We start from the raw sequence: 23581 nt of genomic DNA, 5'->3' as shown, positions 1-23581 counted from the left end.
AGTGCGGAGCCGGTGGTCAGGACCGCGCCTCGGCCTCGCCGAGCTCCGCGGCGCGTGCGACCGGCGCCTCGACGTCGTCGTCCGCCAGCTCGAGGGGGCCGACGACGCGGCCGGCGGCGCGCACGTCGGCCAGGGCCGCCTCCACCCCGGGCCGCAGCGCGGCGGGCAGGGCGAGCGTCACGGCCACGATGGGTGTGCGCATCGACACCTTCGCCTCGGACTTCACCTTCCGCAGCGCGGCGAGCGCGCCACCGGCGGCGGTGACGACGGCCGGGTCCGCGCCGGCGGCCGCCGTGCGCAGGCCGTCCGTCTCGGGCCAGGGCTGGCGGTGCACCGACCCGGCGCGCCACCACGACCAGACCTCCTCGGTCGCGAAGGGCAGCACCGGGGCGAACAGCCGCAGCAGCACGTCGAGCGCCAGGCCGAGGGCGGCGCGCGCGGACTGCGCCGCCGCCTCGTCGCCGTCGGCGCCGTACGCGCGGTCCTTGACCAGCTCGAGGTAGTCGTCGCAGAAGGTCCAGAAGAACGACTCGGTCAGCTCGAGCGCGCGCGTGTGGTCGTACGCCTCGAGCGACGCCGTCGCGCCGTCGACGACGTCGGCCAGCCCGGCCAGCATCGCGCGGTCGAGCGGGTTGGTGACGAGCGTGGGGTCGAGCTCGACGTCCCCGAAGGAGAGCGCGAACTTCGAGGCGTTGAGCACCTTGATGGCCAGCCGGCGGCCGATCTTCATCTGGCCGACCTCGAAGGCCGCGTCGGTGCCGAGCTTGGCGGAGGCGGCCCAGTACCGGACCGCGTCCGAGCCGTGCTCGACGAGGAGGTCCATCGGGGTCACGACGTTGCCCTTGGACTTGCTCATCTTCTTGCGGTCGGGGTCGAGGATGAACCCGCTGATGGCGGCGTGCCGCCACGGCAGCTCGTCGAACTCGAGGTGCGAGCGCACCACCGTGGAGAACAGCCAGGTGCGGATGATGTCCTGCGCCTGCGGCCGCAGGTCCATGGGGAACACCCGGGCGAACAGGTCCTCGTCGGCCAGCCAGCCGCCCGCGATCTGGGGCGTGAGCGAGCTGGTCGCCCAGGTGTCCATGATGTCGGGGTCGCCGGTGAAGCCGCCGGGCACGTCGCGCTGGTCGGCGGTGTAGCCGGCCGGGACGTCGGACGACGGGTCGACGGGCAGCGCGGCCTGGTCGGGCACCAGCGGGTGGTCGTGGTCCGGCTCGCCGTCCTCGCCCACGGGGTACCAGACCGGGAAGGGCACGCCGAAGAACCGCTGCCGGCTGATGAGCCAGTCGCCGGTGAGGCCGCCCACCCAGTTCTCGTACCGGACGCGCATGAACTCGGGGTTCCAGTCCAGCTCGGCGCCCCGCGCCAGCAGCGCCGCGCGGACGTCCTCGTCGCGCCCGCCGTTGCGGATGTACCACTGCCGGCTGGTGACGATCTCGAGGGGCTTGTCGCCCTTCTCGTAGAAGTTGGCCTTGCGCTGCGTGGCGGTCGGCTCGCCGTCGAGGTCGCCGGCGGCGCGCAGCTGGGCGACGACCGCCTCGCGGGCCGAGAACGTCGTCTTGCCCGCGAGCTCGTCGTACGCCGCCCGGCCCTGCTCCGAGGTGATCCAGTCGGGGGTGTCGCGGTGGAGCCGGCCGTCGCGGCCGACGACCGAGCGCGTCGGCAGCTGCAGCTCGCGCCACCACTGCACGTCGGTGAGGTCGCCGAAGGTGCAGCACATGGCGATGCCAGCGCCCTTGTCGGGCTCGGCGAGGTGGTGCGCGAGCACCGGCAGCTCGACCCCGAAGACCGGGCTGGTCACCGTGGTGCCGAACAGGTGCTGGTAGCGCTCGTCGTCCGGGTGGGCGATGAGCGCGACGCACGCGGGGAGCAGCTCGGGGCGGGTGGTCTCGATGTGGACCGGCGAGCCGTCGGGCCGGTGGAACGCCACGCGGTGGAAGAAGCCGGGGTAGTCGCGCGCCTCGAGCTCGGCCTGCGCCACGGCCGTCTGGAAGGTGACGTCCCACAGGCCCGGCGCCTCGGCCTGGTACGCCTCGCCGCGGGCGAGGTTGCGCAGGAAGGCCGCCTGCGCCACCGCGCGGGCGTGGTCGCCGATGGTCTGGTAGGTCATCGACCAGTCGACCGACAGCCCGAGCCGGCGCCACAGCGCCTCGAACTGGCGCTCGTCCTCCTGGGAGAGCCGGAGGCAGAGCTCGATGAAGTTGCGGCGCGACACGGGCACCTGCTCGGACGCCTTGACGGCCTTCCCGTCGGTGCCCTCGTGCGGCGGGGCGAAGCCCTCCACGTACGGCAGGGACGGGTCGCACCGCACGCCGTAGTAGTTCTGCACCCGGCGTTCGGTCGGCAGGCCGTTGTCGTCCCAGCCCATGGGGTAGAACACGTCGGCGCCCCGCATGCGCTGGAAGCGCGCGACGACGTCCGTGTGCGTGTAGCTGAACACGTGGCCCACGTGCAGCGACCCCGAGACAGTGGGCGGCGGGGTGTCGATCGAGTAGACCTGCTCACGGGGCTTCGAGCGGTCGAATGCGTAGGTGCCGCGCTCCTGCCACGCTCCGGCCCAGCGGTCCTCGATCCCGTCCAGCGAGACCTTCTCGGGTACCGCGCGCGCGACGAGGGTCGCGGGGGCAGAGGTCGGCTGAGGGGTCGCGTCGGACATGGCCGCCATTTTCGCAGACGGCCGGGACCACCCGTGCCGCGTCAGCCGGGCTCGTGCGTGCCGAGCCAGTCGAGGCCGCCGGCCGCCATCGCGGCCCACACCGGCCAGACGTGGCCACCGACGTCGCGCACGTGCACGGTCGTGGTGATGCCGTGGCCGGCGGCCGCCCGCAGCGCCTCGGCATCGGCCGCGGTGGTGCCGTCCTGGCGGCTGGCGCCCACGAAGAGGGACACCGGCGGGGTGGCGCCCTCGGCGACCAGGGTGCGCAGGTCGTTCGCGTGGGCGAGGCGCCCGGCCAGGGCGGGGGAGTCGGCCGCGTCGTCCCCGCTGAGGGCGATGGCCGCCCCGACGTCCGCGGGCTCGGTCACCGCGAGGCGCACGGCGCAGTAGGCGCCCGTGGACACGCCGATCGTCGTCCAGCGCCCGGGCGCGACGTCGAAGCTCTGGCCGACGAGCTGCGCGACGTCGTGCGTGAGCCACGTGGTGACGCGCGGGCCGCCGGGGACGTCGGCGCAGTCCCAGTTCCGCCCGTCGAGGTTGGTCGACGCGGTGACGACGATGGTGGCCGGCAGCCTGCCGTCCGCCACCCGGGAGGTCACGGCCGCCGGCAGGTCGAGGCCGTTGATGGTGGTCACCGGCGTGCCTGGGTAGCCGCTCAGCGCGAGCAGCACGCGGTAGCCGCCGGCCCGGTGCGGGTCGTACCCCGGAGGGGTCCACACGAGGACGTCGCCCGTGATCCCGGAGGCGGCGCCGTGCGCGTGCGCCCGCCACAGCCCGCCCGACCAGGTGAAGGGGCCGCGGGTGGCGTCGGCCGCCGTCGCCGGGTGCGTGCTCACCGCCCCCGCGGTGTGGACCTGCGGCGACGCCGTGACGGTCGGCACGGCGCCGCCGACGTCCCTGAGGATGCCGGCCACGTCGGTCCAGGTGGCGAAGAAGCCGTCGAGGCGGTTGATCGTGACGCCGACGACGCCGACCGCCGTGAGCTGGCAGAGCAGGACGAGGCCGACCCGCTGCAGCACCCGGAGCGCGGCGGGGCCCCGCACGCGGCTCCACGCCACGAGCGTGCCCCCCACGGCCGCCACGGCGAGCACGATGCCCAGCACGAGGACGGCGGAGCTCTGCGGCCCCCACATGCGTTCCACGCTAGGCCAGGCGACTGTGCGGCGCCCATGAAACGGCTGGACGTTCGCCAGGAGCTCAGGCGGTGTCGGCCGCGCGGCGGGCGCGGTAGGCCGCGACGTGGGCCCTGTTCGCGCAGTTGTTGACGTCGCAGAAGCGGCGCGAGCGGTTGCGGGAGAGGTCGATGAGCACCGCCCGGCAGTCGGGGGCCGCGCACACCGCGACGCGGCCGTACTCGTCGGACCGGATGACGTCGACGAAGGCCATGGCGGCCTCGACGATGATCCGCTGGGCGACGGGGGCGTCGAGCGGCGTGGCGTGCAGGTGCCAGTCCCACTGGTCGTGGCGTGTCAGGTAGGGGAGCGCCATCGCCTCGCGGAGCATGCCGTTGACCAGCTCGGCCGCCTCGTCGCGCCCCGCGGAGAACAGCGGCAGCAGCCGGTCGCGCACGGCGCGCACCTGGGCGACCTCGTCGTCGCTGCGGTCGTGCCGGCCGGTGTAGCCGTACTCGAGGTAGAAGCGGTCCAGGTCGGCCACGGAGGCCATCGCGTCGACGCCGTCCCGGCGCAGGCCGGTGTTGACGAGCGTGACCGCTGCCTGCAGCGCCGCCTCGGTGTCAGGGGCAAAAGTCAAGTTGACTCCTGTATTCCGGACCTCATAGTGTCACGGACGAACGGATGGTTGACGCCTGACGCGCGATCCTACGCGGACGACCGGGCGCTCCGGGTCGCTCTGGGTCGCTCTGGGTGAGGAGGCGCGCGGTGCCCGCTGACGGCAACCGTCGGATCGGCCTGACCGTCGCGCTCCTCGCCGCGCTGGGGTTCTCGACGAGCGGCCCCGCCGTCAAGCCCCTGCTCGAGGCCGGCTGGTCCCCGGGCGGCGCGATGCTCGTGCGCCTCGGCATCGGCTCGGTCCTCCTCCTCGTCCCCGCGCTGCGGGCGCTGCACGGCCGGTACCACCTGCTGCGCGACGAGTGGCGGGCGCTGCTCCTGTTCGGCGTGCTGTCGATCGGCTGTGGCTCGACCCTGTACTACCTCGCGGTCGACCGGCTGCCGGTGGCCGTGGCCCTGCTCGTCGAGTACACCGCGCCGCTGCTCCTGCTCGCGCTGTCCTGGCTGCGCACGCGGCGCCGCCCGCCCGCGGCGGTGCTCGCCGGCGCCGCGGTGGCCGCCGCGGGCCTGGTGCTGGTGCTCGACGTCTCGGGCCACCTCCGCCTCGACCCGATCGGCCTCGCCTACGCCGCCGTCGCGGCGGTCGGCAACGCGTCGTACTGGGCGCTGACCGCCAAGCCGCTGACGGTTCCTCCCGTGACCCTGGCGGGCGCCGGGATGGTCATCGGAGCGGTGGCGGTCGGCCTGCTGGGCGTGGCCGGGGTGCTGCCGGTGGCGATGCCGGCCGTGCAGGTGGTGGTGCTCGGGGCTCACCTCTCGTGGCTGGTGCCCGTGCTCGTCGTCGGCACCGTGGCGACGGCGATCGCGTTCGGCATCAGCGCGATCTCGGTCCGGATGCTCGGGGAGCGCGTGGCGTCGTTCGTCGGGCTCGCCGAGGTGCTGTTCTCCGTGGTCCTCGCCTGGTTGCTGCTCGGGGAGGCGCCGCTGCCGGTTCAGGTCCTCGGGGCGGTGCTCGTCGTCGTCGGCGTGACGCTCGTGCGGCAGGGCGCCGGCACGCAGGACGAGGTCGCTGCGGGGGCGCTCGTCTCGCGGGCGGCGGTGCTGCCGGGCGCGATGGGCGCCGGGCCGGCTCCGTCCCCGGGCCACCGCGGCGCAGGGGCGGCCGCAACGGCCGCGTTCGACGACGAGACGGACGACGACGACGAGGGCGCGCTGGACACCCTGGCCGTCTGACCCTGCGCCGGGACGGGGGCGGGTCGACCGGCCGTGCGACACGCCGCCGTGCGGGCCGCGGCCGCGGGGCCGGACCGCCGCACCCTTCGCACCCGCGTCGCCGCGACGGCCACCGCGTCCCGCGGACGCAGGCCGGCCGTGCGCGCCACGCCGATCCCCACGACGGCCGCGCCGAGCAGCGGGCCGGCGGCGCACACCGCCATCGCCACGTGCGCACCGGCGTGCTCCGACACCCAGCCCACGATCAGTCCCGACGCGCCCTGCGCGCCGAGCGACGTGAGCATGTAGAGCGCCATGATCCGGCCGCGGAGCTCGCCTGCGACGGTCGTCTGGACGAGGGTGTTGCCGCCCGTGATGTAGAGCAGCATCACGGTGCCGAGCGCGACGAGCACCACGAGGAAGGGTCCGTGCGCGGACAGCGACGCGAGCACCAGCTGGGCGGCGCCGATGAGCACGGCGAGCGCCACGAGCTGGCGCAGCCGCACGCGGCGCCGGCGGGTGGACGCGAGGGCCCCGGTGATGGCGCCGAGGCCGAGCATCGAGGTCAGCAGCGCGTAGCCGGACGAGCCGTTGCGGAACACCGTGTCGGTGTACGAGGCCAGGACGGTGGCCATGTTGACCCCGGTGATGGCGACGAAGCCGATGAGCACCACGGGCCAGAGGATCGTCGGCGTGCGGCGCACGTAGGCGAGCCCCTCGCGCAGCTGGCCCTTGGCCCGCGCCACCGCGGGGGCAGGCGTCAGCTCGTCGGGGCGCATCGCGCCGAGCAGCACGACGGCGACCAGGCACGCCGCGGCGTTGACGACGAACGCGTAGCCGTTGCCGAAGGCGCTGATGAGCCCGCCGGCCACGGCGGGGCCGACGAGCGCGCCGAGCTGGAACACCGCGGAGTTGAGGCTGATGGCCTGCCGCAGGTTCTTCGGCCCGGCGACCTCGTGCACGAACGCCTGCCGCGCGGGGTTGTCGAACACGGTGGCCGTGCCGGACAGCAGGGCGGCAGCCAGGATGTGCCAGGCGGCGATGTGGTGCGACAGCGTGAGCAGGCCCACCATGCCGGTCGACACGCCGAAGACCGCCTGCGTGACCATGAGGACCGTGCGGCGGTCGAGCCGGTCGGCGACGACGCCGCCCAGCAGGCCGAACGCCACCATCGGCGCGAACTGCAGGGCGACCGTCAGGCCGACCATCGCGGTGGAGCCGGTCAGCGTCAGCATCAGCCAGTCCTGCGCCACGCGCGCGGCCCAGCCGCCCGTGTTGGTGAGGATCTGGGAGAGGACGTACAGCCGGTAGTTGCGCACCTGCAGCGGACCGAACGAGTCGCGCAGGGGCATGCGGGCGGGGGAGGGCAGAGGGCGCGTCGGTGCGGTGGGAGCCGGGGGCACGGTGGGGTCCTGGTTCGGGTGCGGCTGGTTTCGTATCGATTCGACCGTCCGCACCGTATGCCCGCCCGCGGGCATCGCCCAAGTGTTGCCCGGAGCGTGGGAAACCGTTTGCCCGGGCACCCCGCCCGCCCGTCGTCGTGCGTCGCGGGGTTAGTCTCGCGATGCGCCGCCCGACGAGCCCGGACGCCGGCGCCCGTCGACGAGAGAAGAAGGTGCCCCCGTGGCGAACCACCTGACCATCGGGTACGCGGCCGCCCTCGAGCAGTTCCACCCGACCGAGGCGGTCGAGCTCGCGGCCTACGCCGAGCAGCACGGGTTCAGCGGCGTCATGGCCGCCGACCACTTCCAGCCGTGGGTCCCGGCGCAGGGCCAGTCCGCGTTCGTCTGGAACGTGCTGACGGCGGTCGGTGAGCGCACGCGCGGCGACTTCGGGCCGGGGGTCACGGCGCCGACCTTCCGGTACCACCCGGCGGTGGTCGCGCAGGCCTCGGCGACGCTGGCCGCGATGTACCCGGGGCGGCACTGGCTCGGCCTCGGCTCGGGGGAGGCGCTCAACGAGCACATCACGGGCGAGTACTGGCCGGAGGCGCCCGAGCGGATCAACCGGATGTTCGAGGCGATCGACATCATCGGCAAGCTGTTCTCGTCGTCCGCCGCGGGCCGGGACACCAAGTTCGCCGGGCAGTACTACAAGCTGGAGTCGACCCGGCTGTGGACCATGCCGGCGACGCCGCCGGAGATCTACGTCGCCACCGCCGGGCCGGTGACGGCCAAGCGGGCGGGCCGGCACGTCGACGGCCTCATCACGGTGGGCGCGCCCCTGGAGAAGATCGGCGGCCTGTTCGCGAAGTTCGCCGAGGGTGCCCGCGAGGCGGGCAGGGACCCGGACACGATGCCGAAGCTGCTGCAGCTGCACCTGTCGTGGGCGCCGACCGACGAGGAGGCGCTGGCCAATGCGGTGCGTGAGTGGCCCAACGGCGGCATGAAGTTCGGGAAGGGCGACGTGCGCTCGCCGTTCGACTTCGAGGCGATGGCCAAGATGGTGCGTCCGGCGGACTTCGAGGGCCGCATGGTGATCTCGGCCGACCCGGACGCGCACCGCGCGGAGATCCAGAAGTACGTCGACCTCGGGTTCGACCGGATCTACCTGCACAACGTCGGGCGCAACCAGCGCGAGTGGATCGAGGTGTTCGGCCGCGACGTGCTCCCGGCCCTGCACCGGTGAGCCGGTCGCCAGGTCGTCGGTCTGACGCCGACTCGGCGGTTCCCACCGACGACCCGGCTGCCGGGCCGACGAGCCGGGCAGGTGACGTGGTCGAGCTCAGGGTGTGGGCGCCGGGCGGGGTGCCCGAGGTCCGCGCCGGGGACGACCTCGTGACGCTCGTCGCGGACGCGCTGGCAGCCGACGACGACCGCGGCCATCGGCTCGCCGACGGGGACGTCGTCGTCGTGACGTCCAAGGTGGTGTCGAAGGCCGAGGGGCGGGCCGTCGCGGCCGACGACCGCGAGCAGGCCATCACGGACGAGACCGTGCGCGTGGTGGCGACCCGCGCCCACGACCACGGCGTCACGCGCATCGTCGAGAACCGGCTGGGCCTGGTGATGGCGGCCGCCGGCGTCGACGCCTCCAACACGCCCGACGGCACCGTGCTGCTCCTGCCGGTGGACCCGGACGCGTCGGCACGGGCGCTCCGGGCCGGGCTGCAGGCGCGGTTCGGCGTGCGCCTCGGCGTGCTCGTCACCGACACCGCCGGGCGCGCGTGGCGCGAGGGACTGACCGACATCACCGTCGGCGCCGCCGGGGTGCGGGTGCTCGACGACCTGCGCGGGACCACGGACACGTTCGGACGCACGCTGGAGATGACGGTCGCCGCGGTGGCCGACGAGGTGGCGGCCGCCGCCGAGCTCGTCAAGGGGAAGGTGTCCGGGCGGCCGGTCGCGGTGGTGCGCGGCGCGGGCGGCTTCGTGACCGACGAGGACGGGCCGGGGGCCCGGCCGCTGGTGCGCGCGCCGGAGAAGGACATGTTCCGCCTGGGCACCGCGGAGGCGTTCGAGGCGGGCCGCCGGTCGGTGCTCGGCGACGGGTCGGGCGCGCCGGGTCTCGTCGTCCGCGACGACGGGTAGGGCCGCCCGGCCCGCTCGTGTGTCGCTCGGCACCTCCCGCCGGGACCGCGCCGCTCCTGCCAGGATCGTCGCCGTGATCGTGGTGACGACGAACGACATCCCGGGCTACCGCGTGAAGGCCGTGCTCGGCGAGGTGATGGGGCTGACGGTCCGCTCGACGAACATCGGCGGGACCTTCGTGGCCGGGCTGCGGTCCATCGGGGGCGGCGAGATCACCGAGTTCACGAAGATCATGTACGAGAGCCGGGCCGAGGTGATGCACCGCATGGTGACCGAGGCCGAGCAGCGCGGCGCCAACGCGATCCTCATGTTCCGGTTCGACAACGGGGCGATCGGGCAGTTCAGCGAGGTGTGCGCCTACGGCACGGCCGTCGTGGTCGAGCCGATCGCCGCCGGCGAGGCCGGCTCGACCCCGCAGTCGGCCCAGCAGGCGGGCGCGCCCCGGTCCTGACGGTGCGACTCTCGGCGTCGCCGCGAGTCCCACGTGGGGGTGCCTGGCCGTTCGCGAGGCCCGGTGGAGAGCGGGCCGGGTTGCGGCCGGCCGTCCGCGGGGTGAGCGTCGCCCTGTGAACCCTCGAGCTGCGCTCGCGTGCCGAGCCGTCCTGCTGGGTGTCGCCGCGGGCAGCCGCGCGTCGCTCGGGGTGGCGGCGCCGCTGCTCGCGGGGCGGTCGGCCGTGTCCGGGCCACCACGGGCGGTGCGGGTGGCAGCCCTGCTCGGCGTCGTGGGCGAGCTCGTCGGCGACCTCCTGCCGATCACGCCGAGCCGGCTGCGGCCGCCGGGGCCGCAGTCACGGGCCGCCACGGCGGCGGTCGGCGGCGTGCTGCTGGCCCGCCGGGCGGGCGTCGGGGTGCTGCTGCCTGCGGCGCTGGCGGCGGGGGCCTCGGTCGCGGGGACCTGGGGCGGTGCCGCGTGGCGGCGGTGGGCCGCTCGCCGCGGGCCCGACTGGCCCGCCGCCCTCGCCGAGGACGCCGTCGCGCTCACGCTGGCCCGCCTCGCCACCGGCCGCTGACTCGCCGGCGGGCTGACCGCGCGGGGTGTCGGCACGCCTGGGCCCGGGCTCGTCGGGCATCGTGGCCCGGGGAGGTGGCCAGGTGGCTCGACGGGGGTCTCGCCCGGGTGGTGGTGCGCGCGGTCGTCGTCGCACCGCGACGTGGGCGTCGGCGGTGGTGGCGGTGCTCGCGCTGAGCGCGGCGGTCGCGACGTGGGCGGCGGTGCGCCACCCCTCGGCGCCGCCGACGGCGGGGCCGACCGCCTCGTCGACGCCCACGGTGAGCCCCACCCAGGCGTCGCCCACGCCGACGCCGGCGCCGAGCACGTCGTCGCCCCCCGCCGACCCGCTGGCGGGCTGGTCGGTCGAGGAGAAGGTGGGCCAGCTCTTCGTCGTCGGCCTCGACCTGGGGGCCGGCAAGCCGGTCAGCACACAGGCTGTGACCGGCGACCACGTGGGCAACGTGTTCCTCCACGGCCGGTCCACCGCGGGCGTCGCCGCCGTGCACGCCCAGGTCGCCGCGTTCACGGCCCTGGTCTCCCGGGCGACGACCCATGGCGAACCGATGCTGGTGGCGGTCGATCAGGAGGGCGGGAAGGTCCAGTCGCTCTCGGGACCCGGCTTCTCGACGATCCCCGCGGCGACCGTGCAGGCCACGGTCGCGCCGGACCAGCTTCGGGAGCAGGCGGCCGCCTGGGGCCGACAGCTGGCCGCGGCGGGCGTCAACTGGAACCTGGCCCCGGTGATGGACCTGGTGCCGGCCTCGTCGGCCGCGCAGAACCCACCCGTCGGGGCGCTGCAGCGCAACTACGGGACCACGGTGGCGTCGGTCACCACGCACGCCGGGGCGTTCATCGGCGGCATGTCGAGCGCGGGTGTCGCCACCGCGATCAAGCACTTCCCCGGGCTGGGGTACGTCACCGCCAACACGGACGCGACCGCCGGCGTCACCGACACGGTGACCGGCTTCGACTCGGCGGCGGTCGGCGTCTTCCGCGCCGGGGTCGAGGCCGGGGCCGGCACGGTGCTCATGTCCACGGCCGTGTACTCGCGGATGGACCCGACCGCGCCGGCGGCCTTCTCGTCGAAGGTGGTGCAGCACGGGGTCCGCGAGGTGCTGGGCTTCCAGGGCGTCGTGGTGACCGACGACCTGTCGGGCGCGACGCAGGTCGCCGCGTGGTCGCCGGGGGACCGGGCCATCGACGCGATCGCCGCCGGCTGCGACATGGTGCTGTTCTCCAAGGACCCGACCGTGGTCCACGCCGCGGTCGCCGCGGTCGTGGCGAAGGCGAAGGCCGACCCGGCGTTCGCCGCCCGGGTGGACGAGTCGGCGCGGCGCGTGCTCGCGCTCAAGGCGCAGCTGCTGGGCTGATCGCGTCAGGCCGCGGCCTCGTCGTGCAGGCGGCCGCCTTGGAGGCGGAGCCGGCGCGTGATGCCGAGGGCGTCGAGGAACCGCTCGTCGTGGCTGACGACGACGAGCGCGCCCCGGTAGGCGGCCAGCGCGCTCTCCAGCTGGCGCTGGCTGGCCAGGTCGAGGTTGTTGGTCGGCTCGTCGAGCAGCAGGAGCTGCGGCGCGGGCTCGGCCCGGAGCACGCACGCGAGCGTGGCGCGCAGGCGCTCGCCGCCGGACAGGGTGCCGACCGGCCGGTGCGCGCCAGGTCCGCGGAACAGGAACCTGGCCAGGAGGTTCATGCGCTCGGCGTCCGGGAGGGAGGGGGCGGCCGCGGCCAGGGACTGCGCGACCGAGAGGTCCGGGTCGAGCAGGTCGAGGCGCTGCGACAGGTAGGCGATGCGGCCGTCGAGGCGCCGGACGGCGCCCGCGTCGGGAGCCAGGTCTCCGGTCAGCAGGCGCAGCAGCGTCGACTTCCCGCTGCCGTTGGCCCCGGTGAGCGCCACCCGCTCCGGGCCGCGCACGACGAGGTCCACGCCGCCCTCGGCGAACACCGGCGTCCCGCCGAACCGGAGCTGCAGGCCGTGGGCCTCGACGGCGGTCCGGCCGGCCGGGATGGCGGTGTCGGGCAGGTCGAGGACCAGGAGGTCGTCGTCGCGCAGCGCATCGTTCGCGGCGTCGAGGCGGGCTCGGGCGGCCCCGACGCGGGCGGCGTGGGTGTCGTCGGACCGTGCGGCCGACACCTGGGCCTTGCGCTGCAGCGCGCCGGCGACGATCTTCGGCAGCCCGGCGTCCGCGACGGTCCGGGCCGCGGTCGAGGCACGACGAGCTGCGCGCTCGCGCGCCTCCTGCCGCTGCAGCCGCTCGCGACGCAGGTCGAGCTCGGCCGAGCGGGCGGTGCGCTCGGCGACCTCCCGCTCGGCGCGGACGGCCTCGTCGTACGCGGTGAACCCGCCGCCGTAGGTGCGGACGTCGCCGGGGTGGAGCTCGGCGATGCGGTCCATGCGGTCCAGGAGCGCCCTGTCGTGGCTGACCACGAGGAGCGCGCCTCGCCACTCGTCGACCAGGTCGTAGAGCCGATGGCGTGCGCGGGCGTCGAGGTTGTTCGTCGGCTCGTCGAGCAGGAGCACGTCCGGGTTGCGCAGCAGCTGCGCGGCCAGGCCGAGGGTGACGACCTCGCCGCCGGACAGGGTGCCGAGGGTGCGGTCGAGGGCGACGTCGGCCATGCCGAGACGGTCGAGCTGGAGGCGGCCGCGTTCCTCGGCGTCCCAGGCGTCGCCGATCGCCGTGAAGACCTCGTCGGACGCGTCGCCCCGCTCGAGGGCGGTGATCGCGGCGAGCACCCGTGCGACGCCCAGCACGTCGGCGACGGTGCGGTCGGCGGTGAAGGGCAGGTCCTGCGGGAGGTAGCCGAGGTGGCCGTCGACGACGATCGAGCCCGCACGCGGGGCGATCTCGCCGGCGACGAGCCGCAGCAGCGTGCTCTTGCCGGCGCCGTTGGGGGCGACGAGCCCGGTGCGGCCGTCGCCGACCGCCCAGGTGAGGTCCCGGAAGACGGGGGTGTCGTCGGGCCACGCGAAGGTGACGGCGGACAGGACGATGGCCATGGGTCCTCGCTCGGGGAGTGGCCGCGCCCGGTCGTCAGGCGGGGCGGGGCTGGCAGGGGACGACGAGGCGCGCGGCGGCGCGTCGTCGCGCCCGCGCTCTCCGGGATCAACCGGAGAAGCCGTCGCCTGTCATGTCAGCACTCCTCGCGCACGGACACCGGTCTCCCGGCGCCGATCAGTGGGGTCGGCCGATGGTACGCACGCCGGCCCTGGGGTTGGGAAGCGGATTTCCCCGGGCGCTACCCGCGGGCCGCCGCCTTGATCGCCTTCTTCGTCGCGCGGACCTCGAGCAGCGAGGCCTTGTCGGTGATGTCCGCCACCGACCTCGTCGTGCCCGGCTCACCGAAGGGCGCGGCGGCCTCGCGCCACCCGGCCGGCGTCACGCCGCGCTGCTTGCCGAGGAGGGCGAGGAAGATGCGCGACTTCTCCTCGCCGAAGCCGGGCAGCCCCTGCAGGCGACGCGGCACCGTGGCGGCGTCGGGGTCGCCGTCGGTCCAGATGCGGCTGGCGTCGCCGTCGTACTCGTCGACGACGTGGTGCGCGAGGCCCTGCACCCGGCCGGCCATCGAGCGGGCGAACCGGTGGATCCCCGGCGGCTGCGCGGCGAGCGCGGCGAACTCGTCGGGGTCCATGTCGGCGATGCGCTGCGGGTCGAGGCCGCCCATGCGGTCGGCGAGCTTCTTGGGGCCGGAGAAGGCGGCCTCCATCGGCACCTGCTGGTCGAGGAGCATCCCGGTGAGCAGCGCGAAGGGGTCGGTGTCGAGCAGGTGGTCGGCGTCGGCGTCGCCCGTGAGCCAGAGGGACATGGGTCCATCGTGCGGCAGGGGCGGCCGGGCCGCCCGCGCGGTCGGCGGCGCCGACGCGAGGCGCGCCCGGCCGGCCCGTCGAAGATCACCCTTCCGGGCGAACGCCACATGCACCCGAATGGGTGATCTACACCCCTGTTGACCTGCGGCGATGTCAGTGGTCGGTGGTGGGGTAGCGGTATGGAGATGGTGGCGCTGGTCCCCGGTTCGAGCCGCGAGCTCGCCGCCCTGCCGCTGCCCGAGCTCGACCCGCAGCGGCCGCCGCTCCTGGACCTCGGTGGCGACATGGCGCCGGAGGACGCCTCGTCGGATCCGATCGGCAGGCTCACGTCCGCCGTCGCCCAGGCCGATCGCCTGGCCACCGTCGCCGCCGCCTTCCGTGACGAGCTCGTCGCCACCGCCTACCGCGAGGGTGCCGCCGAGTACGCGGCGCGGCTCACGGACCTCCCTCCGGCGGAGCGTCGCGAGTGGGGTGCTCGGGCGATGCTCGCCGAGCTGGCGTGTGCGCTGCGGCTGCCCGAGGGCACGCTCGCGAAGCGGCTCGCGCGTCAGGCCGCGCTCGCGGCGTTCCCGCGCTTCCGCGAGGCGCATGCCGCCGGGCTCGTCTCCTCGTGGCACTGCGACGTGATGCTCGACGTCTTCGGCCACGTGGACGACGAGGCCGCGCTTGCCGCGGCCGACGAGGCACTCATCGGCAAGGCGCTGGAGCTGACGCCCTCCGAGCTGCGCGTGCCCGCCAGGCGCTGGCGCGCCAGGCACGTGCCGAAGACCGACGACGAGCGCCGCCGCAACCTCGCCGCCCGGCACGTCGCGGTGAGCCCGGCCGACGACGACCTGTGCTGGCTGACCGCGCTGCTCCCGGCGGCGCAGGCGATGGCGATCTATCACCGGCTCAGCGACGTCGCCGCGCGCGCGGCGGGGCCCGACGAGCCCCGCACGCTCGACCAGCTGCGGGCCGACGCCCTGTGCGACACGCTGCTGGCCTGCGCGGACTCGCCATCGGCCGGCGTCGGCGACGGCCTCGGAGGCATCGTCCCGACCGTCGTCCTGACGGTGCCCGTGCTGTCCCTGCTCGGCCACTGCGACGAGCCGGCCGAGCTGGAGGGCTTCGGGCCGATCGACATCGAGACCGCGCGACGGCTGGCGTCGCAGGCGCCGTCGTTCATCCGCGTCCTGACGCACCCGGAGACGGGCGCGGTGCTGTCCGTCGGGCGCGAGCGGTACCGCGTACCCGCCGACCTGAAGACGGCCCTGGCGATCCGGGACGAGACGTGCCGGTTCCCCGGCTGCCGCCGCCGGGCGGTGCGCTGCGACATCGACCACGCCCACGCATGGCACCGGAACGGTCGCACCGACATCGACAACCTCGAGCACCTGTGCCGCAAGCACCACCGCCTGAAGCACGAGGTCGGGTGGCAGCTCGAGCATCACGGCGGAGGGCGCATCACCTGGACCTCGCCGACCGGTCGGCACTACGGCACCGCTCCCGCACGCGAGGTCCGGTCGATGGGACGCGCCAAGCCGGCGCTCTGAGGCCGTCCCCGCATGCGCGCATGCGGGGGCGACGAGGAGTCTGCGGTGCCGAAGGGCTCGGGCCTGCCCACCTGACGGACGGACGTGGACCCCGCGCCGGGACCGGCCGCCTCGGGGCGATGCGCGTGGACCTTAGGGTGGACGGGTGCCGGGGCGTTGGGTGGTCGTCGTGCCCGTCAAGGACGCCACCGCGGGGAAGACTCGGTTGAGTGGCGCCCTCGACGACCGGTCGCGGACGACGCTGGCCCGGGCGATGGCGCTCGACACGATCGCGGCGGCGGCCGCGTGCGCGGCGGTGGGGCTCGTGCTCGTGGTGACGTCCGACGAGGTCGTCGCGCGTGACGCGGCCGAGACCGCGCGGGTGGCGGCGCGAGGGGCGTCGGCGGGTGCCGCGGTGCAGGTCCTGCCCGAGCCCTCGCACGCCACGGCTCGTTCGGGTCTCGACGCGGCGGCGGTGGCCGGCGTCGAGCAGGCGCGACGGCTCGCACCGGCCGCACCCGTCGCCGTGCTGCTCGGTGACCTGCCGGCCCTGCGGCCGGCCGACCTCGAGTCCGCCCTGGTGCTGGCCGGTCCCCACGGGCGGGCGATGGTGGCCGACGAGCCCGGGACGGGCACGACGCTGCTGACGGTGTCCGGAGCAGCGACGTTCGACTCGCGGTTCGGGGCGGGCTCGGCGCGGGCGCACCGGGAGCTCGGCTACGTCCTGCTCGACATCCCGGCGACGTCGACACTGCGCCGCGACATCGACCTCCCGGCCGACCTCGGGACGCTGCTGACGCTCCTTCCAGGGCCGCGCACCGCCCGGCTGCTCGACCGGCTTCTACCCGCCACGGGTCGCACGCCCGGCGCGGAGCCGGGCGCCTGATCCACGACGGGCCGGAGCGCAACGATCGTCGGCCTAGATCACCCCGCGATCAGGGCAGACGGTCGACCAGGGCGAGGGCTCGGGCGGCGATGGCCGCGGTGGCGGGCACGTCGGACATGAGGGTCGACGCCGCGGCGACGGCCCAGCCCTCGTCGGCCAGGCCGGGCACGGCGTCGGCGTCGACCTCGTCGACCAGCCAGGCGTCCAGCACGCCACCCTCGGCGCGCCGGCCGTAGTGGCGCGCGACGGCCGCGGCGCTCGTCTCGACGCCGATCGCCGTGAGGCAGGCGTCGGCCATGCCACGCACGGGCGCCCCGCCGATCACCGGGCTGATGCCGACGACGGGCGCCGGCGCGTCGCGCACCGCGTCGCGGATGCCCGGGATCGCCAGGATCGTGCCGACGGACACCACCGGGTTGGACGGCGGGAGCACGACGACGTCGGCCCGCGCCAGCGCGTCGAGCACGCCGGGCGCCGGCGCGGCGCCCGCGAGGCCCACCTGCACGAACCGCCGGGCCGGCACCGTCGCGTGGTGCCGCACCCACCACTCCTCGAAGTGGATCAGCCGGCCGTCGGCCAGCTCGACGTGCGTCTCGACCTCCTCGTCGGACATCGGCAGCAGGCGGACGCCAGGCCGCCACCGGGAGGCGAGGCGCTCCGTGACCGACGACAGGGGCTGCCCGGCCCGCAGCAGCTCCGTGCGTGCCAGGTGCGTCGCCAGGTCGAGGTCGCCGAGCGTGAACCACTCCCAGCCGAGGCCGTAGGCCGCCAGGTCCGTGCTCACCCGGCTCGACTCGTCGCGGCGTCCCCAGCCCTGGCCCTCGTGCACGCCGCCGCCCAGCGTGTACATGAGCGTGTCGAGGTCGGGGCAGACGCGGACGCCGTGCAGCCACATGTCGTCGCCGGTGTTGGCGATCACCGTGACCTCGGCGGTGGTGCCGCCGGCGTCGTCGGGCAGCCGCTGCGCGAGGAGCGCCAGCAGCCCGCGCGTGAAGCGCGCCCCGCCGACGCCGCCGGACAGGACCGTGACCCTCATGCGTGCCCCTTCGTGGCCAGGACAGGGTGGGGGCCGCTGGACGTCGTCGGCGCGGTGAACGCGATGACCGGCCGGCCCGTCCGCGGGTGGGACAGCACGTCGGCCTCGACGTGGTAGACGTCCCGGACCAGGGCCGGCGTCAGCACGTCGGCCGGGGCGCCCGCGGCGGCCAGTCGCCCCTTCGACAGCACCAGCACGTGGTCGCAGTAGGACGCCGCGAGGTTGAGGTCGTGCAGGGCGGCGACGGTGGTGACCCCGAGCGTGCGCACGAACGTCAGCAGCGACAGCTGCGCCGAGACGTCGAGGTGGTTCGTCGGCTCGTCGAGCAGCAGCAGCTCCGGCTCCTGCGCCAGCGCCCGGGCGACGTGGACCCGCTGCCGCTCGCCCCCCGAGAGCGAGTCCCAGGCCCGGTGCTCCAGGTGGGAGGCGTCGGCGGCCGCCAGCGCCCGCGCCACCGCGGAGTCGTCGGGATCCGTGCCCCACCAGGAGCGGTACGGCACGCGTCCGAGCGCCACCACCTCCCGCACCAGGAGCGGCACCGTCGCCGACGACTCCTGCTCGAGCAGCGCGATCCGCCGCGCCCGGCGGCGCCGGGGGAGGGAGTCGACCGGGACGGGGGCGCCCGTGACCTCGTCGTCCACCAGCACCGCCCCGGCCGCGGGCGGCAGCAGCCCGGCGATGAGGCGCAGCAGCGTCGTCTTGCCCGCGCCGTTCGGCCCGAGCAGGCCGGTCACCGCTCCCGCGGGCGGCGTCGCATCGATGCCGTCGACCACCCAGCGGCCGCCGAGCCGCGTCCCGACGCCGGAGAGGCTCAGCTCCATGCCGCCCCCCGCGCCCGGCGCAGCAGCCACGCGAACACCGGCGCCCCGAGCAGCGCCGTGACGATCCCGACCGGCAGCTCGCGCGGCTCGAACACCGTCCGCGCCAGCGTGTCGGCCCAGACCAGCAGTACGCCCCCGGCCAGCGCCGCGACGGGGAGCAGCCGGCGGTGCGACGGGCCGGTCACCGGGCTGACCGCGTGCGGCACCAGGAGCCCGACGAAGCCGATCGACCCGCTCACCGACACCAGCGCCCCGGTCAGCAGCGCGACGACGGCCATGAGGGCCCACCGGGTGCGGTTCGGGTCGACGCCGAGCGAGGCCGCGGCCGTGTCACCGAAGGCGAAGGCGTCGAGCCGGCCGGCGGCCGCGACCAGGACGAGGCAGGCGACGACGCACGCGCCGACGGCGATCGCCACCGACTGCCACGTCGTCCCGGCGAGCGAGCCGAGCAGCCACGCGACGATCTCCTGGTAGGAGTCGCCCTTGGCGGTCCAGAAGATGACGAACGACGTCGCCGCCGCCGCGAGCTGCGAGATCGCCAGCCCGGCCAGCACCGCGCGCGTCGGGGTGAGCGTGCCCCCGACGCGGGCCAGCGTCAGGGCGGCGAGCAGCGCCAGCATGGCGCCGACGAACGCGGCGACCGGCAGCAGCACGCCGAGCCCCAGCAGCAGCACCGCCGCCGCGCCCAGGGACGCGCCCGACGAGAGACCCAGCAGGTAGGGATCGGCCAGCGGGTTGCGCGTCAGCGACTGCATGACGCCGCCGGCGACGGCCAGGCCGGCACCGACGGCGGCGGCCGTCAGCACCCGCGGCAGCCGCAGGTCCCACACGATCGCGTCGTGCAGCGCCGGCACGGGCGCCACCCGGGCGCCGAGGTGCCCGGCGATCGAGCGCACCACCTCGCCCACGCCGAGGTGTGCCGGCCCGATCGCGACCGCGACGACGAGGGTCACGACGAAGACGGCGGCCCCGGTCCCGATGAGCACCCCGAGCGCCGGCCGGCGCGGTCCGCGCCCACCGCGGTCCGCCGCGGGGTCGGGTCCGGCCGGCTGCTCGTGCGCGCCGCGACCGGTCGGTGCGACACGGCCGGCGTGCGTCCGGTCAGCGTCGGGCGCGAGCCCGTCGTCGCGCGTCGTGCGCTCGTCGGGCGCGGCCCGCACGCCCGGAACCGCCACGCCGCGTACGCGGTCGTCGGGCTCCGTCCTCGCCATCAGTTACCCACCCAACCCGAGGGCCCGGACCTGCTGCGCCAGCGACGCGGCCGCCTCGACGTTGCGCACCCCGGCCTCGGTCGAGGCGAAGGGCAGCCGCACGAAGTGCTTCTCCTTCACCGCCGTCAGCTGCGACAGGGCCGGGTTGGACTCGAGGGCCTTGACCTTCGCGTCGTACGTGTTCCAGGAGGCGTCGACGAGCACCAGCACGTCCGGGTCGGCCTTGACGATGTCCTCCCAGCCGGCGGAGGTCCACGTGTCGTGCACGGAGGCCAGGACGTTGGTGACGCCGGCCGCCCGCATGATCATCTCCGGCGCCCCGATGCCCGCGCCGGCGTACGGCGTGCCCTCGCCGGACGACCACCAGAACGCCCGAACCCCCGAGACGGGCGTGATCGCCGCCAGGGCGGCCTTCTGCTGCGCCACGAGCGCGGCCGCCCGGTCGGGCACCCCGAAGAGGTCGCCCACCTGCGAGATCTCGGCGAACACGTCGTCGAACGTCAGCGGGTCGGGCTGGTAGGCGGCCTCCTTGCACGCCGACGGAGACACGTACGTGGCGATGCCCCGGGCGGCCAGCGCGGACCGGTCGCCGACACCGCCCTTCGCGCTGACGTTCGACTCCCAGCCGGCGTACACGAGGTCGGGGCTCAGCGCGAGCACGGACTCCTGGCCGGGGATCTTGTCGGACAGGACGGGGATCGACGCGGCCGCGGCCGCCCACGGCGCGGGCACGGGTCCGTCCTGGTACGCCTCGCCGACGATCCGGCTCCCCAGCCCGAGCGCCAGCATCATCTCGGTCGGGGTCGACTTGATGGTCACCACCCGCTGCGGCGGGGACGTCACGGTGACGGTGGTGCCGCAGTTGTCGACGGTCACGGGCCGGAACGTCGACGTCGTCGTGGTCGTGGTGCCGCCCGAGGGCGCGGCGCCGGTGGCCGGGCCGGCGCACGCTGCCAGCGGGACGACGAGCGCCGCGAGGGCGACGGCGACGGCGGTGGGACGACGAACGGGCACGGGGCTCCTTGGGGTGCACGCGGCGACCGCACGGCCCGGCGCCACCGGCGCGCGCCGGAGGCGGGCGCGGCCGTGCGCCGAGAAGGGGGATCGGGAGCACGTCGCTCCCGGGAAGGCCGCCCATGCCGGGGCGGTGCCACCCACGCCAGACGCCGGCGGGGTTCCACGACAACCCTAGGCACGCACCGGCCCCGCCGTGCAAGTCCTGGTCACGGCGACGGCCCCGCTCCGGCGGGTCCCGCCTCAGCCGGTGGGGGCGCGCCGCAGCCGGCCGACGATCCACTCCTGCGGCCGGACGACCGCGTTCGTCAGCCGGGCGCCGCCGCCGACGATCCGTGCGGCCTCGGCCGGCGCGACGATCCGCAGCTCGTCGACGAGGTACCGGTGGTTGCGCCGCGTCAGCGTGTACGAGCCGGCCGCACGGATGTTGAGGCACCAGCCGGCGTCCCGGCCCCACGCCAGCGGCGTGGCGACCAGGCGGGTGCCTCCGTCGTACCCCGCGAAGGCCACGACCGGGGTCTCGTAGGCGCGGCCGCTCTTGCGGCCGACGTTGTGCACGACGACGAAGGGCGGCACGCGCACCGCGAACCGGCGGGCGAACCGGTTGAAGCGCTGCACCTGCGGGCGAAGGCGTGGGGGGACGGCCATCGCCCCATCCTGCGCATCGACCGCCGGCGACGCATCACGGGGCGGCGCGGGCGCGCGACCGTGCGGTCGACGGACGGCCGTGATGACGGGCGCCGGGACTGGCACGATCACACCTGGCGCCCCGAGCGCCGATCGACGCCGGCCGGGAAGTGGGAACGAGATGGACGAGGGCACGACGAGCGTGGACGCGACGACCGAGGGCACGACGAGCGGGGCGTCAGGCCGACGGGGGCCGCGTCGAGCGGTGGTCACCGGCGCCTCGTCGGGCATCGGCGAGGCGACCGTGCGTCGGCTGCGGGCCGAGGGCTGGGACGTGCTCGCCACGGCGCGCCGCGCGGGGCGCCTCAAGGCCCTGGCCGACGAGACCGGCGCCACCTGGCTCGAGGTCGACGTGACGAACGACCACCAGGTCGCGGCGCTCGCGGCGCACGTGCGCGCGAACGGCGGCCTCGACGCGCTCGTCAACAACGCCGGCGGCGCGCTCGGGCTCGACCCCGTCGAGAGGAGCGACGTCGACGGCTGGCGCTGGATGTACGAGACCAACGTGCTCGGCACGCTGCGCGTCACCAAGGCGCTGCTGCCGCTGCTGCGCGAGCGTGGCGGCGGCGACGTGCTCGTCCTCACCTCCACCGCCGCGCACGGCGCGTACGAGGGCGGCGCCGGCTACACGGGTGCGAAGCACGCCGAGCGGATGCTGGCGACGACGCTGCGCTGGGAGCTGGCGGGGGAGCCGATCCGCGTCATCGAGATCGCGCCGGGCGCCGTGGAGACCGACTTCTCGCTGGTCCGCTTCGCGGGCGACGAGGCGCGCGCCGCCGCCGTCTACGCGGGCTACCAGCCGCTGGTGGCCGACGACGTCGCGGACGCGATCGCCTGGACGCTGACGCGCCCGCCGCACGTCAACGTCGACCTGCTCGTCGTCCGGCCCGTCGCCCAGGTGAGCAACACCAAGACGGCGCGCCGCGGGGTCTGATCAGAGCGCGACGCTCGCCACGAGGGGGCCGGTCGGCGCCGACGACCCACCCGCCGGCTCCTCGGTGACGGTCAACGCGGTCACCGCCGCCAGGTCGCCCTCGACGAAGGCGAGCACGCGCCCGCGGTCCGGCACGAACGTCGGCCCGGGCGCCGTCGAGCCGTCCGCGTGCACCATCCACAGCTGGTAGGTCATCCCGGACTCCCCGGGCATGGGGACGTCCTCCCCGACGAGCGCCGCCGCCGACATCGCATGGCTCATCACCACGTGGCTGGTGCCCAGCGCCACCTGGTGGCTCACCGCGTCCGGCGCGGTGGCGATGACCATCATGTGCGCCTGCGCCGCGGCCAGCGCCTGGTCCGCCCGGTGCTGGCGCACCGCGAGGGAGCCGCCCAGCACGCCGCCGACGACGAGCACCACCGCGGCCGCCGCCGCGGCCCACCCCCACCACGTGGGCCGGCGCGCGGGCACCCGCCGGCCGCCCGTCCTGGCGGGCGCCCCGATGCCCGCCGACGCATCGTCGCCCGCTGCGAGCCCGACCGGTGCGGCCGCGGGCGACCAGCCCGTCGCCGCCGTGGCACCGGCCGGACCGCTCGCCACCGCGGGACCGCCCGGAACCGCCGCGGGCTCGGCCGGCACGCCCGCCGCCGGGGCGACCTGCGGCGTGAGCGCCACCTGCGCCAGCACGCGCTCCCGGAGCGCGGCCGGGGGCGCCAGCCGCGCGGCACCCGCCAGCCGGGCGGCCGTCTCCCGCAGCCCCGCGACCTCCTCCGCGCACTCCGCGCACGTGACCAGGTGCGCCTCGAACGCGGCGCGCTCGGCCGGCTCGAGGGCATCGAGCGCGTACGCGCCGGTGAGCGCGTGCAGGTTCGCATCGCCGTTCATGAGGGCTCCACCCCCAGGGTGTCGCGCAGCCTGATCAGCCCGTCGCGGATGCGGGTCTTGGCCGTGCCGAGCGGCACGCCGAGCACCGACGCGACCTGCTGGTGGGTGTACCCGGAGAAGAACGCCAGCTCGATCGCGTCGCGCTGCAGACCCGTCAGGCCCGCCATCGCGTGCCGGACGCGGGCGGCGTCCCACGTGCGCTCGGCCTCGTCCACCACGACGTCCCGCGGCTCCTCGTCGGGCACGGCGAGCGCGGCGGCGCGCGTCGCCCGGGCCAGGGTCTCCTCCCGCCGCACCCGGTCGACGGCGCGGCGGTGCGCCATGGTCAGCACCCAGGCCATGGCGCTGCCCCGGGTCCGGTCGAAGCGCGGCGCCTGCCGCCACACGTCCACGAGCACCTCCTGGCTGACCTCCTCGGCGAGGGCAGGGTTGCGCACCACACGCAGCGCCAGACCGTAGACCGGGCCCGCGACCAGGGGGTACAGCCGATCGAAGGCGGCGCCGTCGCCGCGTCCCACCTGGGCGAGCAGCAGGTCCGCGGCGGGGCCGCCCGTCGCGGACGCGCCCGGCGCCGCGTCGGGCACGGCGTGCAGGCGGTCGTCGTCCACGCCGCTCCCCGGTCGGTGTCCCGCCGGCGGCCGCCGGCGGTCTCGCTCATCATCGGCCCTCCTCACCCCG

Annotated in this window: 21 protein-coding genes and 1 pseudogene; 9 read left to right on the top strand and 13 right to left on the bottom strand. The window is 75.6% G+C overall.

What is annotated here, in order from left to right; all coding sequences use genetic code 11:
- Positions 1-16 precede the first annotated feature (16 nt).
- The 3 genes from valS to BGO37_RS03125 form a co-directional block, all read right to left on the bottom strand.
- Positions 17-2656: a valine--tRNA ligase gene (gene valS / locus BGO37_RS03135; RefSeq protein WP_291752168.1), complete on the bottom strand. Its 2640-nt coding sequence runs from the start codon at positions 2654-2656 to the stop codon at positions 17-19.
- Between the two features lie 41 nt (positions 2657-2697).
- Positions 2698-3789, bottom strand: a complete 1092-nt coding sequence (locus tag BGO37_RS03130; protein WP_291752167.1) for an alpha/beta hydrolase-fold protein — start codon at positions 3787-3789, stop codon at positions 2698-2700.
- Positions 3790-3853: 64 nt separating this feature from the next.
- Entirely contained in the window at positions 3854-4408 is a 555-nt protein-coding gene (locus tag BGO37_RS03125; RefSeq protein WP_291752165.1) for a CGNR zinc finger domain-containing protein, read from the bottom strand.
- 128 nt (positions 4409-4536) lie between these two features.
- On the opposite strand from BGO37_RS03125, the gene BGO37_RS03120 reads away from it, so the two are divergent.
- Entirely contained in the window at positions 4537-5619 is a 1083-nt protein-coding gene (locus BGO37_RS03120; RefSeq protein WP_291752163.1) for an EamA family transporter, read from the top strand.
- Positions 5620-5789: 170 nt separating this feature from the next.
- On the opposite strand, the pseudogene BGO37_RS03115 reads toward BGO37_RS03120, so the two are convergent.
- A pseudogene (locus tag BGO37_RS03115) lies at positions 5790-6950 on the bottom strand (MFS transporter); the annotation flags it as partial.
- Between the two features lie 271 nt (positions 6951-7221).
- Between BGO37_RS03115 and BGO37_RS03110 the strand changes: the two are divergent.
- The 5 genes from BGO37_RS03110 (at position 7222) to BGO37_RS03090 (ending at position 11486) form a co-directional block, all read left to right on the top strand.
- Positions 7222-8226 carry a TIGR03557 family F420-dependent LLM class oxidoreductase gene (locus BGO37_RS03110; protein WP_291752162.1) on the top strand — a complete coding sequence of 335 codons (1005 nt, stop codon included), beginning with the start codon at positions 7222-7224 and terminating at the stop codon, positions 8224-8226.
- An 86-nt stretch (positions 8227-8312) separates the two neighbouring features.
- Positions 8313-9125, top strand: coding sequence for a coenzyme F420-0:L-glutamate ligase (locus tag BGO37_RS03105; RefSeq protein WP_291752161.1), 813 nt, complete (start codon positions 8313-8315; stop codon positions 9123-9125).
- A gap of 73 nt (positions 9126-9198) precedes the next feature.
- Entirely contained in the window at positions 9199-9576 is a 378-nt protein-coding gene (locus BGO37_RS03100; protein ID WP_291752160.1) for a YbjQ family protein, read from the top strand.
- Between the two features lie 115 nt (positions 9577-9691).
- Complete coding sequence (locus BGO37_RS03095; RefSeq protein ID WP_291752159.1) at positions 9692-10135, top strand: hypothetical protein; 444 nt, start codon at positions 9692-9694, stop codon at positions 10133-10135.
- Positions 10136-10298: 163 nt separating this feature from the next.
- Complete coding sequence (locus BGO37_RS03090) at positions 10299-11486, top strand: glycoside hydrolase family 3 N-terminal domain-containing protein (protein ID WP_291752157.1); 1188 nt, start codon at positions 10299-10301, stop codon at positions 11484-11486.
- A 5-nt stretch (positions 11487-11491) separates the two neighbouring features.
- Here the strand turns inward: BGO37_RS03090 and BGO37_RS03085 are convergent, their stop codons facing one another.
- Positions 11492-13111: an ABC-F family ATP-binding cassette domain-containing protein gene (locus BGO37_RS03085; protein WP_291752155.1), complete on the bottom strand. Its 1620-nt coding sequence runs from the start codon at positions 13109-13111 to the stop codon at positions 11492-11494.
- A gap of 239 nt (positions 13112-13350) precedes the next feature.
- On the bottom strand, positions 13351-13917 hold the full coding sequence (locus tag BGO37_RS03080) for an HhH-GPD-type base excision DNA repair protein (RefSeq protein WP_291752153.1): 567 nt from the start codon (positions 13915-13917) through the stop codon (positions 13351-13353).
- 180 nt (positions 13918-14097) lie between these two features.
- Here BGO37_RS03080 and BGO37_RS03075 point away from each other — a divergent pair, with 180 nt between their 5' ends.
- Together BGO37_RS03075 and cofC are read left to right on the top strand one after the other, a co-directional pair.
- Complete coding sequence (locus BGO37_RS03075; RefSeq protein WP_291752150.1) at positions 14098-15450, top strand: HNH endonuclease signature motif containing protein; 1353 nt, start codon at positions 14098-14100, stop codon at positions 15448-15450.
- Positions 15451-15595: 145 nt separating this feature from the next.
- Positions 15596-16315, top strand: coding sequence for a 2-phospho-L-lactate guanylyltransferase (cofC, locus tag BGO37_RS03070; RefSeq protein ID WP_291752149.1), 720 nt, complete (start codon positions 15596-15598; stop codon positions 16313-16315).
- A 49-nt stretch (positions 16316-16364) separates the two neighbouring features.
- On the opposite strand, the gene cofD is transcribed toward cofC, so the two are convergent.
- The 5 genes from cofD to BGO37_RS03045 all read right to left on the bottom strand — a co-directional run bounded on the left by cofD (position 16365) and on the right by BGO37_RS03045 (position 21045).
- Positions 16365-17351: a 2-phospho-L-lactate transferase gene (cofD, locus tag BGO37_RS03065; RefSeq protein ID WP_291752148.1), complete on the bottom strand. Its 987-nt coding sequence runs from the start codon at positions 17349-17351 to the stop codon at positions 16365-16367.
- Positions 17348-18172, bottom strand: a complete 825-nt coding sequence (locus BGO37_RS03060) for a putative F420-0 ABC transporter ATP-binding protein (protein ID WP_291752147.1) — start codon at positions 18170-18172, stop codon at positions 17348-17350. The genes cofD and BGO37_RS03060 overlap by 4 nt, the downstream gene beginning before the upstream one ends.
- Positions 18163-19383 carry a putative F420-0 ABC transporter permease subunit gene (locus tag BGO37_RS03055; RefSeq protein WP_291752145.1) on the bottom strand — a complete coding sequence of 407 codons (1221 nt, stop codon included), beginning with the start codon at positions 19381-19383 and terminating at the stop codon, positions 18163-18165. Before BGO37_RS03055 ends, BGO37_RS03060 begins: the two co-directional genes overlap by 10 nt.
- Before the next feature lie 3 nt (positions 19384-19386).
- Positions 19387-20397 carry a putative F420-0 ABC transporter substrate-binding protein gene (locus BGO37_RS03050; protein ID WP_291752143.1) on the bottom strand — a complete coding sequence of 337 codons (1011 nt, stop codon included), beginning with the start codon at positions 20395-20397 and terminating at the stop codon, positions 19387-19389.
- 243 nt (positions 20398-20640) lie between these two features.
- The gene (locus BGO37_RS03045) at positions 20641-21045 is read right to left on the bottom strand and encodes a nitroreductase family deazaflavin-dependent oxidoreductase (protein ID WP_291752142.1); all 405 of its coding nucleotides are present in this window, start codon (positions 21043-21045) and stop codon (positions 20641-20643) included.
- A 160-nt stretch (positions 21046-21205) separates the two neighbouring features.
- Here BGO37_RS03045 and BGO37_RS03040 point away from each other — a divergent pair, with 160 nt between their 5' ends.
- Positions 21206-22018 (top strand): SDR family oxidoreductase, encoded by an 813-nt coding sequence (locus tag BGO37_RS03040; RefSeq protein WP_291752140.1) that lies wholly within the window; start codon positions 21206-21208, stop codon positions 22016-22018.
- Here the strand turns inward: BGO37_RS03040 and BGO37_RS03035 are convergent, their stop codons facing one another.
- Together BGO37_RS03035 and BGO37_RS03030 are read right to left on the bottom strand one after the other, a co-directional pair.
- Positions 22019-22903 carry an anti-sigma factor gene (locus BGO37_RS03035; RefSeq protein WP_291752138.1) on the bottom strand — a complete coding sequence of 295 codons (885 nt, stop codon included), beginning with the start codon at positions 22901-22903 and terminating at the stop codon, positions 22019-22021. It abuts the gene before it with no gap.
- Positions 22900-23511, bottom strand: a complete 612-nt coding sequence (locus tag BGO37_RS03030; RefSeq protein WP_291752137.1) for a sigma-70 family RNA polymerase sigma factor — start codon at positions 23509-23511, stop codon at positions 22900-22902. Before BGO37_RS03030 ends, BGO37_RS03035 begins: the two co-directional genes overlap by 4 nt.
- Between the last annotated feature and the right edge of the window lie 70 nt (positions 23512-23581).

Source organism: Cellulomonas sp. 73-92, from assembly GCF_001898175.1.
Taxonomy (GTDB): Bacteria; Actinomycetota; Actinomycetes; order Actinomycetales; family Cellulomonadaceae; genus Cellulomonas.
The sequence above is the reverse complement of the archived record's forward strand: the minus strand, read 5'-3'. Positions and strand labels throughout refer to the sequence as shown.